Below are 374 nucleotides of genomic sequence, written 5' to 3' on the forward strand. Positions count from 1 at the left end.
CCTGTTTTGGTTTGTGACAACAGGTGCATTGCCAGAAACCACTTGGTCAGTGGGAGCTTGGTGTTTGCGAAAATCGTGTTTCCAGTCAATGACATCTGGTGACGGCAGTGATTGCATTGCCACACACGTGGCCGCCTTCTCAGGCGACAACAGGTCTTGTTGGCACATTCAGGGCAGACAAAGCCGTTAGGAAAACGCCAAGTGAACAGCGCGTTTTCGCACTGAGCCTCAGTGCCATAGTCCTTGAGAAACTCAAACAGGCTGTAGCCTTTCTGGAATTGGATTTTGCTTTTGGCCATGATCTCGCACCTCGATAACTGTACGTAAGATCAGTATAGTTCGTGGTAACTGACTGCTAATCATGGGTAATCAGG

General features: G+C 48.9%; 1 protein-coding gene. It reads right to left on the minus strand.

What is annotated here, in order from left to right:
* Positions 1 to 299 (minus strand): transposase (locus J9892_RS24315; RefSeq protein ID WP_210539188.1); only part of this gene is annotated, 299 nt, incomplete at its 3' end.
* Between the last annotated feature and the right edge of the window lie 75 nt (positions 300 to 374).

Source organism: Aeromonas sp. Prich7-2, assembly GCF_017939255.1.
In the GTDB taxonomy this organism is placed as follows: Bacteria; Pseudomonadota; Gammaproteobacteria; order Enterobacterales; family Aeromonadaceae; genus Aeromonas; species Aeromonas caviae.